The following is a 17625-nucleotide window of genomic DNA, read 5'->3' on the forward strand; positions in this document are numbered from 1 at the left end:
ATCTTGTCGACCCGCCTTTCACGAAGTGAGCGTACAATCACCGTGTTGTTCATCCTCGGACTAGGAGACCTGAATGCGCGTCAAGGACCTCATCGACGTACTTCCGGCGTCGACCTTCACCTATCAGGGTGACCTTGACCTGGAGTTCCGTGGCCTGGTTCTCGATCCGCCGAAGCGGAAGACCCGCGGTCGCTTTCTCTATCCACGCGACGCTTCCTGGCCGCAAGTGCCGGAGGAAGCCCCACTCTCGAGCCGTCAGAAGACTGAACGGACCATCCAGCGAGCTCTGAACTATGGAATCTCGGGCATCATCTGCTCCTCGGAACTGCGCGGTGCTCCGTACCTCGAAGGCAAGAACGTCTTCTTCTCCGACGACACCTTTGCTCTGACCTGCCGGATCGTGTCAGCAATCCGCGCGAGTCTGGATACCCAGCGCATCACCGCGATCACTGGCTCAGCGGGCAAAACCACCACGAAAGCCATGCTCTTGCATGCCTTGCGTGCGATCGGTGAAGAAAGCATCGCGACGAACCCGGGCAACCTCAACCTGCAGCGCATGGCATTGCGGCGTCTCAGTTTGTCGCCACAATTCAGTCATTCTGTCCTCGAGATCTCCAGCTCGGCGTTGATGGCGTTCCGAAAGTCCGGATTCACCATCTCGCCAGACGTCGGAATTATCACGTCGATTGCCGAGGCCCACCTGGAGCACATGGAGAGCCTGGAGAACGTGGCGCGCATCAAATCTGATGTGTTCCAAGCTCCGCCCGCGGGTGGGACTGCCATCATCAATGCCGATGCTCCGCACGCCGACGTTCTCATTCAACGCGCGGTCAGCGAAGGGTGTCAGCTCGTGACCTATGGAGAGTCTGAGAACGCCACCATCCGGCTGGCGTCCTGGGATCCCGAAACGCACAACACTGTCGCCATGGTCGGTCAACAACCCATCGAGTACCGCTTGGGTCCTGCTGGCAAGCACACGGCCTTGAATAGCCTCGCCGTGATCGCCGCCCTTCGCGCCCATCGCCTGAAGAGCTGGCGGCAGGGTGTAGCAGCTCTCGCATCCTTCGAAGCTTTGGAGGGCCGCGGCCAGACCGCGCACATTCGCCTCGACACCGGAGCACAGATCACGTTGATCGACGAGGCGTACAACGCCAACACGGCGTCCGTACGTTCCTCACTGGCGTCGCTTTCCGCGATGGCATCAGATGGTTCGAAACGGCGTGTCGCCGTCCTCGGCGACATTCTCGAGCTGGGACCCCAGGCGGACCAGATTCACCGTGACCTTGCCGATGCTGTCCTCGCCGCGGAACTCGACCATATCTACCTCTTCGGCACTCATATGGCCGCGCTCTACGAGGAACTGAAGGGCCGTACAGACTCGGTACAGCACTGGCCAGACCTTCCGTCGTTGGGGGACGGCCTCCCCGGATTGCTACGCTCGGGCGATATCGTGCTCATGAAGGCGTCCGGATCCACCGGGTTGAAAGATTGGGTCGCAGAGCTCATTGCAGCTTCGACGTCCTAACGTCAGCATCACCATCGATTCAAGGAGTTCACTGTGCCTCCCAAGTGGCCCTCGGCGTTTCAACCCGATGTTGTTCGCGAAGCCTTCGGTGAGCGGCTCACCACCTACGTTCTTGCAGTGGAGGCATGGCGCCGCGGACTGACCGTCTCCATTCGTGATGCTCGACTGCGCCGTGTTCATATCTCCGATTCCTCTGGTCGCACGATCCGCTTCATCCAATCTCGTCCTCATCTCACCACGCTGAAAGCCCATGCCACGGCGAAGAACAAACACCGCTCCAATGAGCTCATGGCAGCCGCCGGCCTGCCGGTGCCTCGCTCGGTGCTCATCGATACGGCCACGGTCACCCTAGAGAAGCTCGTCGAGTTGGCCGACGGTATTGGCTACCCAGTGGTGCTGAAGCCGGTAGACGGAGCGATGGGTCAAGGTGTCTTCTCCAATATCCCTGACTCAGAGACGCTGACCACACGCTTTGAACAGCTTCGACAAAGCCATTCCAGTTCCCAGCTCGTGATGGAGAGCCACGTACCTGGAGACGACTATCGGATTCTGGTCTTCGGCGGAACCTATATTGCGGCCTGTCTGCGTGTACCCGCCAACATCACGGGCGATGGCTCATCGACTGTCCAAGAGCTGATCGACGCGAAGAACCTGCACCGCCGCAAGAACCCGTTTCTGTCCAAGGGCCTCATCAAGCCCGACCGAGAGATTACCGACTATCTTCAGCACCACGGCTACGATCTCAACAGCGTTCCCGCCGAGGGTGAATACATTCAGTTGCGTGGTGCCGCCAACGCCAGCGCCGGCGGTGACGTCATCGACGTGACCGATCAGATCCCCCAGCACATCCAGGATGCAGCCGTCGAAGCTGTGAAAGCGGTGCCCGGACTTCATTGTGCAGGGGTGGACGTCCTCTACGAAGGCCCCGGTTCGGAGGGCGAAGGGCGTTACGCCTTCCTCGAGTTGAATAGCCAACCCCAGATCGGCGTCAACATGTATCCCACCGAGGGGGCAGGGGTCGACGCGCCACGCAAGATCATCGACGTCTGTTTCCCCGAATCACGTCGCTCAGATGAGAAGACCGACGAGCAGCTGTGCTTGAACTTGCGACCCGCGCTGGAGATCATCAGCTCCGGTCATGCCGGCGAAGTCATGATGCCTCCTCTGCCCCCGAGCCGGTACCGTAGCCGTCTCGTCTACACGTTTGCCGATCCGTCGACACTGACCCCGCGAGTGAAGAACCGCATTCTTCGGGCCAGTCGTGAGCAACACGTGGCGGGGTTCATCAAGATCAGGAGAGGATCACCAGAGCTCATGGTCGCCGGTACGGAGACTCAAGTATCTGCTTTCGCGTCGACCGTTCACTCGATCTCCGGGATCGAGCCTCGGGATCCGCGCCGTTGGAAGGGCGCTGTGGCCGCCGGATTCAGCATCCAGAATTGAGAACACCCATGAACCACGCTGTCACTGCCTCCGCTGACCCCGTAGATCCGACACAGACGTATCGAGTGCTCATCGTTGGTGATGCGACTCCAGTCGACGACGAATCGGCGCAACAAGGCCCTGTCTTGAGTGCCTTTCGGCGTTTCACCGAGGATGCCGATACCGTCGTGCTCTCGCTGAGCACGCCTGCATCGGATCTCACCGACACGAAAGCCGAGGCGCTAGCCGCCCTTGGCATCGATGCCATCAGTCTCGCTCGACCATCCGCGGGTTCTGCCGACACGAACGATATTGAAACCACCAGCGCCGCTCTGAACGCCCACGGAATCCAGGGATTCGGGGCAGGTGACGACCTGGAAACCGCACAATCACCACACCGCATTGTCTTGCCCTCCCGCCTCGGCGGCGGAGAAGTTCACCTACATGCTGCCGCCGACGCCGCGGCCCCGAAATGCGCACCATTGGGTGTTGCCACATCGGCACCAGCACGCACAGTGTCAACGCCTACAGACTCGCTACAAGTTGCGCTACCGACCTGGGCTGTCGGTCAACATAGCTGGAGGACTCAACGTCAATTCACGCTGACGCATCGACTCTTAGCCAAAGATTACGATCTCGTGCTTGGTCACGGCGCCGCACGTCTGCAGGAGGTCATCCGCACGCAGCAGCGCTGGGTCGTCTATGGTATCGGCAACGGGCTTTCGAACTGCCTATCCGACATTCCGCCGACGGACCAAGAGGGCCTCTCCTTCAGCTTCTGGGCAGTATTGGAGGTCCACGCTAAAAGGGGTCATCGATGGGTAGAAGTGAAGCTCTATCCGATCAGCACGAGCCCTTCAGCACCGGGCCCGGTCGACCGTAGCCAGTTCGATCGTGTCATTCGGGCACTGTCGGAGCGTCCGGAACGATCCTGGCGGTTCGCCAACCCCGCCATGTCTACCGGCGAAGATGAGCTAGGTCATTACATTGCTCTGCAGGCCGGTGACTGGCCGGTGGGCCAGCGCTTCGCCCGATTTGAGCCGTCCGACGGTGAAGGCGATGCAGGCGATTGGCCGTTACGTAGCCCCGGAATCGACCTAGAAGACAAGGTTCTCGGGCTCAACAAGCACCTGGGCGCGGCCATGATGGCTATCGCCGCAGAAAACGAAGGCGGCACGACGTTCTGGCTCAACCGCGATCTGGGCCTGATCGAGTGCCGGGGCAAACGGCTGCTCAGCTTCCGTTACCGCAATCATGAGAGCTCCCTCGGGGCGGTGCTTGTCGGAGATAAAGTGCTCACCGCTCGGATCCTCGAGAAGGCTGGTGTACCGACCCCGGCCACCTACATCGTGAAGAATGCAGACGAAGCCGTTGACATTGCTCAAACCATCACTGGCCCCGTAGTGATCAAGCCTCGTTTCGGGGTCAAGAGCATGGGCGTTTCCACCGGTCTCGTAACGAACGATGAAGTGCGAGAAGCGTTCGATTTCGCTCGCGACAACGGTACACAGGTGATCCTTCAGCCACACATCAATTTCACTGAGGAGCTACGCGTGATGGCCGCGCCGGATCAGGCGATGGCCGTTAACGGACGTGCCCTGCCTCACGTGATCGGCGACGGCGCCTCAACCATCGGTGCGCTGATCGCCGACAAGAACCTGCAGCGCACCTTGAACCCCTCGCTGGAGGGACGTCCCATCCCGATCGATGCTCTCACGCACCGCCAACTATCCAGACTCGGGCTCACCATCGACGCCGTGCCAAAACTCGGCGAACGGGTGACCGTACGCAACGTGGCCGGCCTCAGCGTCGGAGGAGACACGATTCAAGCCCTGGACGAAACACCCGAAGAGATCAAAGCCGCAGCCGCCGGTGCCGTAAGTGCCATACCCGGCCTCGGCTGGGGTGGCGCGGACGTCATCATCGAAGACTCCACCCAGCGCCCCTACGTCATTGAAATCAACACCCAGGCTGCCTATGGTGCAGCTCTATTTCCAGCCTACGGCGAACCGAAAGATGTCGGCGCCGATGTTTGGAGGCTGCGCTACGAAGCAACAGCCATCGAACCAACCGAAGAACCCGAGATCGCGGAACCACTGACTGCCCCGGAACCACTGGTCCGCGACACGATTCTGGTCAAGAACGACTCCCCCGTCGCGTTCCGACGCTTGTTCTTAGACGCGCTCAAGCGCCTGCCCCATCAGGTGCGCCGTCCCAGCCAAAAGATTCGCGAGGTGCTGACGCCGCGAGGCTGGGTGCTGGTGACCCGATCCGGTCTGACTGCCGCGGACCGCTTTGTGGTGGAGAAGGCCATGTCTCGCCTCGAATGGATCCACCGCATCCTCGTGCGGCGGGAGATCGCGCGCGTGCCCGGACGGGTGGTGACCACCACAGCGCAGCTGCGCCGTTTCCTCGACACGCATCCCGGAGCGGTGAGCCTTCGGCCCGCACGCACGCCATGGAGCGGTCCTCACAGCCATCTCATGTCGGAAGACTCACTGGCGAAGGCAGCGCTGTCGTCCGGACGTAGCTGGGTTCAAGCCCGCCCGACAGCTCGACGGGTGCGAGTACTCGCCTCTCATCACCGCGCTGAAACGCTCGTCGCGCATCGAGACGAACAGCCACTGAGCTCAGCAGAGATCGCAGATGCAGGACGACTAGCAGTATGGGCAGTACGCTCGATTCCGGAACTACGCTGGGCTGCAGTGGACATCGTCGTCACCGGTGCCGCAGATGATACAGACTCGACGGACCGCGTCCTGGTGGAAGGTCTCAGCCAGACGCCCGACTTTTCTCTCGATGACGAGGTCGTCGCCGGCGGTCTGGATAGCTTCTGCCAATGGATCGTCGAAGCCGAGGACGTCCCCGCTTCCGACCAACCGACCCAGTGATCGATTCGTCACCGCAGCAACTTCAACCCCGAGGATGACCATGACCTCCAGCCCCGTTCACGATCTCGGCCCTGCCCAGCGCTTCATGCGCAGCATCGGGCTACACTCGCGCCGCTACACCAATGCAGTGATGGTCGCAGAGGCTCTCGAGCGCGGAATCACCGTGACGCAGTCGAAACAGAAAGCTCAGCGGGTGGTGCTGTCTCACGAAGGCCGCCGCTTCACCTGGTCCGGCGGTGGCACGAATCTGAACCTGCCCAGTGCACGGCGCCTGGTCAGCTACAAAGAGGTCACCAGCCGGCTGTTGCTCAACCGCGACATCACTGCACCCGAAAATGCGGTGTTCGCGCCCCAGGATGCCGACCGCGCCTGGGCCTGGGGTGAGAAGCTACTGCCGTTGGTGATCAAGCCGAAGGACGAGAACCAGGGCACCGACGTGATCGTGGGCGTCGAGACCCACGACCAGTTCGTGGAAGCGTTTCACCGCGTGGCCGCCAACCGTTCTAGCCTCCTGGTCGAAGAGTTTCATACGGGAGTCGAGCACCGTTGCCTCACCGTGGACAACAAGCTGGTGGCAGTCACGCGCCGCCGCCCGGCCAGCGTTCGTGGCGATGGCCGGTCCACGATCGAAGCGCTGATCGCATCAAAGAACGAACGTCGGCGAAACATCCACAAGAAGCTGACCCTGGATGCCGAAGCAATTCAGTATCTGGCGAAACACGGCTTCACGCCGTCATCCGTGCCAACCGAGGGTGAACGCGTGTATCTGCTCGGCGCATCCAATATTCACCGCGGCGGGGATGCCATCGACGCTACGGACGAACTGACTCCGGACGAGGTCGCTCAGGTGGAGAAGGCTGCGGCCCAGTTCCCCGGACTGAGGCTCGGGGCACTTGATGTGCTCCTGCCTCGAGAAGGAGCGACCGGGCCGTTGTCCATCCTAGAAGTCAACGCCAATCCGATGATCTCCATGCATCATCTACCCTGGGAAGGGCAGCCGCGGAATGCCGCCGGTGCGATCCTGGACGCGATGTTCCCCGACACCGCTCAGCAGTCGCGTTAGTCGTCCAGCAGGTCCGTGCGCGCGGTGGAAGCACGTAGCCCCCGAACCAATCCACGCACCCCCAGCGTCGACAGCATCGCAGTGATCTCCACGTCGCCCTTGGCGGTGAGTTCGACCACGCCATCCCCCACCTCGCGTACGGCATAGTCAGAGGCAGCAACATCGGCGCCGACCATCTTGGACACGCGAGCTTTCAGACGGCGCCGGAAACGTTGGGTTTCCACCACACCGGTGAATGTCGTGCGCGTACGACGCTGCCGTACCGGCTCCGCATACGCCATTTTCGCAGCACCGAGATAGAACCGCACCATTTCAGCCACGACAGCGCGGCCGGCGTCGCCGTTCCGTGCGTACATATCCAGATTCGGGGATGCCAAGACCGTCATGATGACGGCCGTCTGGTTACCGGTACCGGCGGCCCAGTCGTCCACAGCTATTTGCACTTCGCCGTGATCAAGGCCAGGGAACGCAGCAAGCGCTTCGACGGCCAGCGAACGGATCTCGGGATGAATCTCTTCAGTCGCCAAGAAGGTCGTCTCGGCGTCTGTCTCGACAGACCCGATGACCGCAGCGACGACTCCGGACCCCACTACCAGCAGACGTAGCAACGTTCCGGAAGGAACCTTCTGAACCCAAGCCGACTGCACCTCTGTCTCGCGGTCGACGGTGCGGCCGCGCGAGAACTTGCGTACCTTCGCGAGAGCCGCCGGCATCTCCTCGGCGCTATGCACCACAGTGCGGACCAGATTGGTCTTGTTTCCGTTGGCGGGACGCACCAGCACCGGGTACCCCACCGACTGGGCGAATTTTGTGGCGCGCTGCGTCTGCCGCGCCAAGCAGAGTTGCCCGGCCTGGACCGGAAGTCTGCGCGAGACGAGCAGCTCACGCACCGATGGCGCGTGAGCCACCATGCTGGCACCCGTCAGCGTGGAGCCTGGCCCCTGCGCCCCAGTGAATCCCAGCGATGACAGTGGTTCCCCGCCGCTGATACCGACCACCGTGCTACGCGGCAGACGCACCGTGGACACTCCGTGGGCCAGTAGTTGTGCTTCGGTGGCCCAGCTGGCGCGCTCGGCCGACAAAATGGCCTTCAGTGTCCTGTCGAAGTTCGATTCAGCGGTGGATTCCTGAACGGTCTGAGTCATGATCGAACCTCGAATTCTCCAGTGTGCTGATGTCCCAAGTGGGTGGTCTCAATGCGGGAAACGCGAATGCCGTTTCCGCCACGGCTCAGCGTGGAAACCAGTGACGAGGCAAGATCGAGCGTGCCACTGATCTCGCATTCCACCAGATCGGCTCCCCATTGTTTGACCCACCCGGACAGCTCTCGCGCCCGGGCCTTGGATGCGATCCATTCGCCGGGATTGCTGTTGGTGCTGAATTCGCCGTAGATCTGCAGACGCAAGTTCAAGGTCGGCGCAGACTCAGTCTTGAGGTCAACACCGCTGCGTTCAGCCACGAATCGCACGATCTCGCGTGAGACTCGTGAGCGTTCACCCAGCATCGGGAACTCGTGCGAGGTTTGCGCAGGGTGAGCGTTGAGCTCCAGGATGCCTGCGCGCTGTCGATCTACCGGGGTGCTCGGCTCGGGGACGATGAAATCGACACCAGCATAGGCCAGCCCCGGAATGGCCCGCACCGCTGCCGCGGCCGCTTCCAGGATGCTCGGATGCATCTGGGAGAGCATCTCCACCGATTCCCCACCCTGATGGAAACTGGGGCTCAAGGTATAGATGGCCTTCTCCCCCGCCGGCAGCACGGTGTCAAAGTCATAGCCCTGCCGTTGAAGTTGTAGCTGAGCTTTCTCATCGAATTGGATGCGCCGCGACCGCAGATGCGGGTTCTGCATGCGAGCTTCATGCTTCTGCAGCATCAGCTCCGCAATGGTGAGCTCACCATTGCCCTGCACCGCGCCGGGTCGACGCTCAACCACAGACAGCACTTTGTCCCGCAGTGAGAACACGCGGAACTCTCGGCCCTCAAAGTGTTCCTCGACCACCACACCAGCTCGACCAAGTGCAGTGCCCTCCATCCGCTGGAAGGCCCAGCGCAGCTCCTCGGCGTTCGGGATCCCCGGGATCACCCCCTTGCCACCGGTTCCGCGCAAAGGCTTGAAGACAACCGGATAGCCGATCTCCTCCGCATAGGTGATGGCGGCGTCCACGTCGCTGAGGTCGAAGCGTCGTCCTTTCGGCATCGGCACCGAGGCGGCCTGCAGCAGATCGCGTGTGGTCTGCTTGTCACCGGTGACGCCGGCGGAAATCGTCGTCGACAGGGTCGACTTGGTCCAGGAGAATCCGATCCGGTGTCCCTTTGCGTCTCGGGCAACGAAGTCCACCAGCGACGTACGGGTCGTATCCAAACCGAGCCCCAGCGCCTCCTTCTCCAACACGTGGTTGTCGACCTGCTTCTCACGGAAACCACGCAAGTGTTTCTCCGGGTAGCTATTAACGTCCTTCAACAGCTCTGAGGGCTCCGGCTCAGGGAACCAGGCATGAGCGGTGACGTAGGGAGCGATTTTGTCATAGGCCAGTGCCGCGCCCAGACCGGGGCGGGAGCTGTTGCGGTGGACGCTGGTGCCCTTCTTCATGCGGGACAGCGGGTCCGAGATCCGTTCGGCAACATTTCCTGGGGGAACCGCAGTGAGGTAGTCAATCCTGGGCAGGGCGCGCACCAGCTGGTGAATCGCCCAAGTGGTCAGGTCCGAGGTACCGATCATGCCGCCGATGTAGATGTAGACATCGGGGTTCAGTTCAACGGCGCGCTCAGCGGTGTCCAGGCTGGCGATCAGCCCACCGGCCTTCGCCGTCTTGATGTTGATGGAACGACAGCCGCCGAGAGCCTGCAACTGCTCGAGGTCATTGATGTCCCACATGCTCTCATCGGGCATGATGCGGATGTCGCCGGTGCCTGCTCGTGCCGTGTGTTCATCGGCGATGCGTTGAAGCTCGGGAAGACGATTCCCCTCGGACTTGGGAATCGGCTGTTCCAGGGTGACGGTCCCCGGCAGCTCACCGGCGGCGATGCCTTGGGCGAGCTTCTCGACGAATTCGAATGCCTCTTCTGGATTCAGTCCCTCGTTGACATCCATCCAAATCGGCTTCGGCGTGCCGGCCTCAACATTGGCCGAATGCATCACCTTCAGCGCGGCCAGGTCGCGGGCTTGATCGCCGCGTCCCTTCACCCGGTTCATCGGGTACATCTTCGCCTGCTTGGTGGTCTTTCGGTACAGCTGCTCTTCAGTGTTCTCGGTGGAGGTGGTAGTGGCGCTGACGAGCACCTCGCTGCGCTTCTCGCCACCCAACACCTCCGCAATAGAGACATCGAAAGCCTGCGCTGCGGCGTCAAGCAAGGCAATCTCCAACCCGAGCAGGCTGCCTCGGAATGGACGCTCCCGGTTGGCCTCGGTGCTGCGCTGGGACGCCAGCTCTGCCAGATCCGCCATGATGCCGCGGATGGACGTCAGCGCGCTCGCAATGTCGTCCACAAAAATCTCTCGCCCCTGGACCGACTCCGTGGCTTCGAGGAAGAACTGCCAGGCCTGGGTGTTGTTCAGGTCGCCAGTGAGCTTGTTGCGGGGCTGAGATTCACCCACACCGGTGATACGTCGACCGTCGATCGTGCTGTGCAACTGCGCGATGAAGTTCGTGGTGGCCTTGGTGACGTGTCGAGCGGTTCCGAAGGGACGCTTCAGCGGCATCCGATAGTTCAGCGCATGGGAACGCTCGATCACGATGGTCTTGCCTGAGCTCACTGAATGACATCCTCACGTCTGCGCGATAGCCCCTCGACGTGACAGTTTTCACATCACGCGGTACGCGCAGTATTCTACTTGACTTGTTTACTGATCCAGGTCGGCACGCATGGCCACCTGGCCCTGCGCTCCGCGGTCCAGGATCACTTCGATCATCTCGGCGATCTGGCCCGGGTCGCCTTCGAGCCGGGCCGCGACCCGTCCCAGCGTCTCATCCTGATCCACCGGCTGGACGGCGACGTTCCACACGGAGCCGACATGCCCTAAGGCGGCCGTGAACTGCTGAGTGTCCACCACGCCGAAGAACCGAGCCTCTGGGGAGATCGTCGGCACCGAGAATTCAGGAAGCTCGTCGGCGCCCAGACCGAAGCGCAGCAGCTCACCCGCCAGCCGGTGCGCCCGCTCCGGGTCGACGCCGTGCTGCACTTCCAGCCACGGTCGCTCGGAGACTTCCACCACCACGGGGGCGGCATCCGTTGCGTCCGAGGAAGCGGCAGGCACAACGACATCCACGCTGAGCACGGCGACACCCGGGATCGCGCGGGAGACCTCAGCAGCGAGCGCGCGAGCGTCCTGCGGCCATTGGTCTTCGTCTAGCGGCGTGGCTTGTCTCGCCCAGGGTCCTCCGGGGCAGGACAGAACATCGATGATCTCACCGTCGAGGACCAGCAGACGCACGTAGTCGCCTTCGACTTCTTCTTGGACATAGAACCGGTACCCCGGAGGCACCGTGACCTTGCCCTTCTTCATCCCGGCTTTCCGCAGCTCGGTGATGCCGTACGAGGCCTGGGTGCTGTCGGGACGCTGTTCCGGCGGGGTCAGCAGGGTCTCGATGGCACCGCGCAGCTGGTCCTGATTCTGGATACCGCGCACCACGTCGATGGTGCTGTCGCCCAGGGCTGGCTTCACCACGACCGGGTAGCCGTGCTTCTCCCCATAGCGCAGTGCGGATTTTCGGCTGTAGCCGACCGAGAACGTGGCCCCACGGGGAATGCGGATCCCGGCCTTCTCCAGCAGGCCGCGGCCCATGCGCAGATCCTGTGTGAAGGTCACCCCGGACAGGGTGGACGCCTGCGGCAGTCCGTGCGTGAACGCAGTTGCCAAGGATTCGTCCGAGGAGTACACCTCGAGAACCTGTCTCGGGTAGAGCCGGGTGCTCAAACCGGCGGCCAGTGCGGCCCTGTGGATCTCGACTCCATCTCGGAGCCCGCGGCCGATGGACTGGTCGACGAAGTCTGCTGCGGTGGTCTGGGGGTTCATCAGCGCGCCGCCTCCTCGATGATCTGCGGACGTGGATCAGAGTTCTGCTCGGAGCGCCGGGGTGGCACCTGCTCGATTTCTGCCAGCACCTCCGGGCTGAGGTCACTCAGCTCGGGTTGTTCGCGTACCTCGAAACCTTCGGGCAACTCCGCTTCGGCGAGGGGGATGACGCGCGCGTCGTAGGATTCCGGCAGCGCCCGGCTCGGGCCCAACACGCAGGCCGCCACCAGTGGTGTGACCCGCTCGGTGGGTCCGTGCAGCACAGCTTCGACGGTGCGCCGGTTGATCCTGCGTACCCAGCCACGCAGACCAGACTGTTCTGCGTGGCGACGCAACCAGCTGCGGAAGCCGACCTTGGAGACTCGGCCCCGGATGGTCAGGTGGACGGTCAGTTCGTCGACCGGCTCGTGAGTCTGGAGCCCGCGTTGAGCGATGGTGAGCTCCATGAGCTTCTCGGCCACCGGTCGGCCGGTGCCGAACATCGGGTACTCACAGTTGCCGATCGCGGCGTGGGCATTCAGCTCGATGATCGCGGCGTCTTGCTCGTCCAGACCCTTGCTCGGGTCCTCCAGCAGGAAGTCCACCCCGCAGTACTGCATGCCCGGAATCGCGGCAACGGCCCGCTGGCAGGCGTCGATGATGCTGGGGTGCAGTATGTCGAATACGTCGATCGAGTCCGCGCCCTGGGAGATGTTGGCCGTGTTGGAGAGCATGACTTCCTCCCCCTCAGGCAGCACCGAGTCCAGGGTGAGACCGAGCTTCTCCAGCTGGTGGGCCATGGTGCCGTCGAATTTCGCAGGGCGGGTCCACAGGTGCGGGTTGCTGCGCCGGGCCACGTTGCGGTTGATCAGCAGCTCGGCGATCGTGCTGTGCCCGTCTCCGCGGGCGGTGGCGGGCTTGCGCTGGATGGCGCCGACCACCTCGCCGCCGACCACCAGGATGCGGTGATCACGACCGCGCACATGCTTCTCCACGATGAAATCCTGGCCACCAAACTGGCTGTCCGACATCAGGGCGAACGCGTCCTCAAGCTGCTCGGGAGTCTCAATGCCAGCAATCACGCCGATACCCCGGATACCCATGGACGGCTTGACCACCACGGGGAAACCGATCAGGTCGACGAAGCGGCGCGCGCTGTCGAAATCGCCATTGCGGAAGGTGCGTCCCCGCGGCGTCGGCACGCCTGCCTGCTCCAACATCAATCGCGTGGCTTCCTTGTGGGTGCACACCGAGATCGCCACCGCCGAGGATACCGGGCTGCGGCTCCATTTGAAGGTCACCGGCGGCTGCATTCCGTCGGAGGCCGCGAAGGCGCTCTTGGAGTACCGCGTGGTGGACAGTCCGCGGGCCAGGGCGTGCTTCTCCAGCAGGTAGCCCTTGGTCCCGTTGGGTCCCAGGGGGCGAACGTCCTCAAAGTGCGCGTAACGCGCGGGCAACTGGCCCTCATTGCGAGGTGCGGGCAGCGGAGGAAAGCGCACTCCGCGCCGCAGATCGGTGACCACCGCGGTGTAGTCGATGCGCAGCCCATTTCCGGGCAGATCGCGCGGGACTTCCAAAGCCGGGCCGGCCTCGTCATTTAGCTCCGACGCTTTGACTCGTTCAGCGTGGTTCTTGGACGCTTTCGATACTGGAGTGCCTGACCCCGCGTTACCTCCGTCATGTGTCGAGGAGGTCTCGTCGTCGGCCTCATCGTCATCTTCAGCTGCGCGGTATTCGCTGTCGAAGTCGTCACCGCTGCCCTCGCCGTATTCGTTGCGCAGGGTCTGCGCATCATCATCGGTGTCTTGCTCATCATCCGCTTCGTCGAAGCCGTCCTCCCACTGCGCCAAAGGCATGGCGCTGTGAGGAAAGCCGGCGGCGTTGACACCATCGATCTGGGGCAGCGCGAGCGCGAGATGGCGCAGCAGCGAGCCGGTGATGCGGCTGGATCCGGCCATGCGCGTCAGCGTCACCACCGTGCCAGGGTGTAGCTGCACGGCGAGGTCTGCGAGCGCGATGGATTCCAACAGCCCTCCGGCCTGGGCGGGGCGGATATTGATTGCCCGCAGCCCGCCGAGTTTCCGCAGCCTTCCGAGGCTGTGCTGATCCCAGATGGATTCATCGCCCATGATGATCAGGTCCAGGTCGTCTCGACCTGCATCTCGGAAACGCTGGTCGGCCCGCTTCTGCAGCTTGGGCAAGTGGTCGCCGAACTTCATCATCACCGGCTGTTCGACCAGGATCTGGCGGGGAAGGTGCCCCTCAAGCATGCTGGTGGCCAGCAGGTCAATCATTTCGGTGGCTCCGGCCCGATCCAACGCTCCGTGCATCTCGATCCAGAGGGGCTTCGCTCCCTGGCCGACGCTGCGGGAGCGGCTGACCGTGGCGACGATCTCGAGGAAGTCCACGTTCTCGTCAATCTCTTCCGAGCCGTTGACGCGGATCCGCTCGTAGCGGTCGCACTGTCGCAGCAGCGCCTTGCGCAGCGACTTCAATGAGGTTGTGGACTCCATCGCTGCCGGAATGCCGGGGGCAGCATCTCTGACCCTTCCGAGCAGGCCGTACAGCGGTAGCCCCAGGGCGCGGGCGAATGCATCGAGCAAAGCCGACTCAATCGCCAGCATGGTGCCACGGAAGGGGCGCTTCTGTCCCGGATCGATCTTGCGGGCGTGGGCCAGCTGATCGACTTCGGCCATGATGCCGCGCACCTGGTTCAGTGCGGTCTCCGGATCACTAAGGGTTAGTTCCCGGCCCTCGAGCTCTTCCAGGACTTCTTCGAGCAGGGACCAGGAGAGTTCGCTGTAGTCGGCGGTGAGCTCGGCGCGGGGTTGTCCCTCGCCGATTCCCATCACGGTGGCACCTGCTGAGTCTGCGAACCGGAACTGCACGATGTAGTTGGATTTCACCTGGCGTGTGCCGGGCACTCGGTACGAGAGGCCACGGGATTGTGCGATCGTGATCGCACCAGGCTTCAGACTTGGGACGGAGTCGGGCGTGGGAGCGGAGGCGGAAACTGGATTCATGCGCGACAGGCTCATCTGTAGTTCACGTACGAGCACGTCAGCGTGCCCTGGGGATCTGCAGTCATCGTACCCCCATCGTCACCGAGAGATCCGTTATCTCTCCTGTCGCGGTGATGGATTCGATTCGGCCATATTAAGCGCGGATTCCCCCAGATCAGCCAAGGTTTGCCCCTTCTGCAACAGCACCGTGTCATAGGCATGGGAGACGAAGACCATGCCGTTGCGGGCCCGAATGGCCTCGGCAAAGACCTGGTTCGTGGCCGGACCGCGCCGGACGAAGCCCAGCGCGGCGGCCGTCTCACGATGGAACACCATGGTGCCTAAAGCCGGGATCTGGTCGAAACGTCGTTGCTTCGCGCCCGCATGAACAACGCTTCGCTGCGGATCAGCGTCCCACACGTACCAGCTGGCCTTGCCCACCAGGTGCGCTCCAGAATGTGTCAGCGCCTGCACCTGATCGGTCAGATAATCAGGACCGTAGAGCCCGGTCTCCTCAATCACCGCGATGATGCTGCCGTGGGCGTGGTGGACCCCGAGGTTCAACCGGTCTGCCGCCGTAGGCCGCGGCGGGGAGACCACCACACGCACCGGTATATCCCACTCGGTCACAGCATCGCGCGCTGTCTGCTCGTAGAGCGGGTCGATCACCAGCAGCGGATCGATGTTCGGGTAGTTCTGCCGGCGCAGATTCTCCAGGGTGGAGTCGAGGTTCTTGGCATGACGCGAGATGATCACAGCGGTCACCAGCGTCTCGTGTTCTGTAGGAAGTCCCAAGAACTCAACGAAACTGCGGGCTTGCGATGCAGGTGAGTGCTCGGCGACCTGTGTCCGCCGACGGGTAATGTCTGCCAGGCTGTTCTGCTCCGCCTTGTCAGCAGACGGTGCAGTCAGAACCTCGGCTGCGTCGATCACCGGCTCGATCAAGAAGGCCCGTTCCGGACCGACCTGACTCAACGTCAGCTCATAAAGCTCGGGGGTTTCTGCCGCGATCTGACTGACCACCGCCGCGACGGGACTGTCAAGATCGCTGGGCTGGGTGGCACGCAGCACCATCGGCACCGCAGCAGACTCACAGGCAATGAGCACCTCGAGGAGCTCGGGGCTGATGGCATCGTCCGAACCCGTGGATCCGACGATGACCGCGTCGAGCCCACGAGCCAGGACCTGCTCGATGTCCGCTCCGGCCAGGTCGATATGGGTGCCCGCGCCCTGGGGCAGCGGTGTGGCACCGAGAAACCCGACCCGCAGGTGCGGATAGGGGCGCGGCAATGGCGGTAACTGACTCTGTTCAGGCACGGGCACCTCCGCGGAAGGGAATCTCACTGTCGGAGAGCCGGTCTTCGTACTCGTTCAGCCAAAGTGCGAGCATCGCCAGTCCGCGGATCAGGTGCTGCGGCTTGGTCTTGGCCAGCTGATCCGACCATTCCGGGATGTCGGCGGTCCGCATCCGCTCGGAGAGTAGCCCAGCGACCGGGCTGCCGAGCAGCAGGGTGCGATACCAGTCGGCTGCGGCGTGGCTGGCCCCGCGGCGCACGTGCTGGCGGCGGCCGGTAAGGTCGGCGGCGGTGGCCATCGCGGTGAGACGCTCATCGGCGTGAGCCAGCAGATCCGGGTACCAGATCCCATCAAGTTTGCGCTCGTGAGGCACCCGCAGCGCCAGGGAGATCACCTCGTCGCCCATGATCGGCATGACCGTGGGCTGTGCCCCGCCCAGTACCCGGGAGGGTGCCATGGAGATGCCCGGCAGCGTGCGAGTGAGGTACGCGGTGAGGGTGGCCCCGTTGGGGTGGTCCGTGTATTTTCGGGCGATCGGGTCGAAGTCAGCGCGCGATCGCTCCGTGAGTTCTTCGGCCAGACCAGGTGCAAAAATCTCGTCGGCGGCATCGAGATAGCGGGCCACGCGGGTGAAGCGCGACTCCACGAGCTGCTGGGGAGTCGGCGTCGAGGCGAGCACTTCGGGGGCGTCGGGGAACCCACCGCCGAGGAACACTCCCCCGCCCAGACCGTCCAGAATGGTGCCGGGATGCTGACGCAGTTCATCCGCGACCGGCATCAACCAGATGTGGAAGGACGCCATGTAGTCGACTGTACGAGCGTATTGGATCACATCGTCGGCGAAGCGATCATGCCGGCCAGGGATGATGCGCTGCCGCACCCCCAGTGTGCCCGCGACTCGCGCGGCGATCAGCTCTTCCAAGGTGGTGCCGGTATCGGACGAGGTGGTCCATGCGGTGAGGTCGTCGGTGTGCTGTGCCGCGAGTGCGGTGAGCAGCCGAGAATCCCGCCCACCCGACAGCATGGGGTTCAGCGGGCCGTCGATGCGGGCGATCCTCGCACGAAGTACATCGAGAACGTCGCCGGTGAGGTCCCGCGGATCGAGCGCCGGCTCGACGTCCACGGATTCCCAGGACCAGCTTTCGGCTGAGACGTGCCAGCATTGTCCCTCCACGCGCGCGGACTCGGCAGGTTGGAGGCGATGGATACCCGCAAAGGGGGTGCGTCCGGCAAGTGGAGCACCCAGAGCGAGAATCTGAGCCCAGGCATCCCAGTCGGGGACCAGCGGTGTTGCGCCGGGATCGTGCTGGTCGATGAGTTCCGAGAGATGCCCGGCCCGCATGGGCTGGTCGCCGTCTCGGCTGAGAAAAACAGGCTCCACCCCGGAGCTGGAAGCTGCGACGGGTTCGGCGGCGCTGGAATGGTGTCTCACT

The 17625-nt window shown here is 63.0% G+C and carries 10 protein-coding genes; 4 read left to right on the plus strand and 6 right to left on the minus strand.

Translation table 11 applies throughout. From position 1 onward, the window contains the following. Positions 1-73 precede the first annotated feature (73 nt). The 4 genes from O1A05_RS03545 to O1A05_RS03560 are packed head-to-tail and all read left to right on the plus strand — an operon-like array spanning position 74 to position 6901. Positions 74-1525: a UDP-N-acetylmuramoyl-tripeptide--D-alanyl-D-alanine ligase gene (locus tag O1A05_RS03545; RefSeq protein ID WP_270106697.1), complete on the plus strand. Its 1452-nt coding sequence runs from the start codon at positions 74-76 to the stop codon at positions 1523-1525. Between the two features lie 33 nt (positions 1526-1558). After that, complete coding sequence (locus O1A05_RS03550; RefSeq protein WP_270106698.1) at positions 1559-2968, plus strand: ATP-binding protein; 1410 nt, start codon at positions 1559-1561, stop codon at positions 2966-2968. Between the two features lie 8 nt (positions 2969-2976). Next, positions 2977-5838: a CapA family protein gene (locus O1A05_RS03555; protein WP_270106699.1), complete on the plus strand. Its 2862-nt coding sequence runs from the start codon at positions 2977-2979 to the stop codon at positions 5836-5838. A 40-nt stretch (positions 5839-5878) separates the two neighbouring features. Beyond that, positions 5879-6901 (plus strand): hypothetical protein, encoded by a 1023-nt coding sequence (locus tag O1A05_RS03560; protein ID WP_270106700.1) that lies wholly within the window; start codon positions 5879-5881, stop codon positions 6899-6901. Here the strand turns inward: O1A05_RS03560 and O1A05_RS03565 are convergent. The 6 genes from O1A05_RS03565 to O1A05_RS03590 form a co-directional block, all read right to left on the minus strand. Continuing rightward, entirely contained in the window at positions 6898-8046 is a 1149-nt protein-coding gene (locus O1A05_RS03565) for a hypothetical protein (RefSeq protein ID WP_270106701.1), read from the minus strand. The genes O1A05_RS03560 and O1A05_RS03565 overlap by 4 nt on opposite strands. Then, positions 8043-10655, minus strand: a complete 2613-nt coding sequence (locus tag O1A05_RS03570) for an enolase C-terminal domain-like protein (RefSeq protein WP_270106702.1) — start codon at positions 10653-10655, stop codon at positions 8043-8045. Before O1A05_RS03570 ends, O1A05_RS03565 begins: the two co-directional genes overlap by 4 nt. Positions 10656-10742: 87 nt before the next feature. Further along, on the minus strand, positions 10743-11915 hold the full coding sequence (locus tag O1A05_RS03575) for a hypothetical protein (protein WP_270106703.1): 1173 nt from the start codon (positions 11913-11915) through the stop codon (positions 10743-10745). Beyond that, positions 11915-14917, minus strand: coding sequence for an acylphosphatase (locus O1A05_RS03580; RefSeq protein WP_270106704.1), 3003 nt, complete (start codon positions 14915-14917; stop codon positions 11915-11917). Before O1A05_RS03580 ends, O1A05_RS03575 begins: the two co-directional genes overlap by 1 nt. 93 nt (positions 14918-15010) lie before the next feature. Beyond that, the gene (locus O1A05_RS03585) at positions 15011-16213 is read right to left on the minus strand and encodes a glycosyltransferase (protein ID WP_270106705.1); all 1203 of its coding nucleotides are present in this window, start codon (positions 16211-16213) and stop codon (positions 15011-15013) included. After that, a complete protein-coding gene (locus O1A05_RS03590; protein WP_270106706.1) occupies positions 16206-17624 on the minus strand; it encodes an asparagine synthase-related protein in 1419 nt (472 codons plus the stop codon). Before O1A05_RS03590 ends, O1A05_RS03585 begins: the two co-directional genes overlap by 8 nt. Position 17625: the final 1 nt, after the last annotated feature.

The sequence above is a fragment of the Citricoccus sp. NR2 genome (genome assembly GCF_027594385.1).
In the GTDB taxonomy this organism is placed as follows: domain Bacteria; phylum Actinomycetota; class Actinomycetes; order Actinomycetales; family Micrococcaceae; genus CmP2.

Coding starts and splice junctions, on each gene's coding strand:
- O1A05_RS03555 (WP_270106699.1), top strand. CDS start 2,977: ATGAACCACGCTGTCACTGCCTCCGCTGACCCCGTAGATCCGACACAG.
- O1A05_RS03580 (WP_270106704.1), bottom strand. CDS start 14,917: ATGAATCCAGTTTCCGCCTCCGCTCCCACGCCCGACTCCGTCCCAAGT.
- O1A05_RS03545 (WP_270106697.1), top strand. CDS start 74: ATGCGCGTCAAGGACCTCATCGACGTACTTCCGGCGTCGACCTTCACC.
- O1A05_RS03560 (WP_270106700.1), top strand. CDS start 5,879: ATGACCTCCAGCCCCGTTCACGATCTCGGCCCTGCCCAGCGCTTCATG.
- O1A05_RS03565 (WP_270106701.1), bottom strand. CDS start 8,046: ATGACTCAGACCGTTCAGGAATCCACCGCTGAATCGAACTTCGACAGG.
- O1A05_RS03575 (WP_270106703.1), bottom strand. CDS start 11,915: ATGAACCCCCAGACCACCGCAGCAGACTTCGTCGACCAGTCCATCGGC.